Source organism: Nocardioides malaquae (genome assembly GCF_015070385.1).
GTDB classification, from domain to species: Bacteria; Actinomycetota; Actinomycetes; order Propionibacteriales; family Nocardioidaceae; genus Nocardioides; species Nocardioides malaquae.
In genome coordinates this window covers 1-273 of the sequence record NZ_JADCSA010000385.1, presented here as the reverse complement: position 1 = coordinate 273, position 273 = coordinate 1, and the positions used below count along the sequence as shown (strand labels likewise).

Genomic DNA, 273 nt, shown 5'->3' with positions numbered 1-273 from the left:
GGGGGGATGCTTCAACTTAACAATGGTCTCATGCGGCGGTTACAGCTGTATTCTTTGTGGGGATGCTGTGGTGCAGTAGTGCGAAGTAACTGAGTGCATTTACTAAAATACTCCGGTCGGTTGGTCGGATCGTGTGCTCCTTTTGTCCAGAATGGAAAATTGACAACTGGGGCCATCCGTGCAAGTGATGGTCAAAAAGGCTTTTTTGATCAAGCACATAATTTTGACTTATATTTCGAGATAATTCAATTTGAAAGATTTTTATAACATCAG

Annotated in this window: 1 protein-coding gene; it reads right to left on the bottom strand. The window is 42.1% G+C overall.

Going from position 1 to position 273, the window contains the following annotated elements; genetic code table 11:
- Positions 1-28: 28 nt before the first annotated feature.
- Positions 29-273: hypothetical protein (locus tag IEQ44_RS17210; RefSeq protein WP_227487636.1), on the bottom strand; the 245-nt coding region annotated here is incomplete at its 5' end.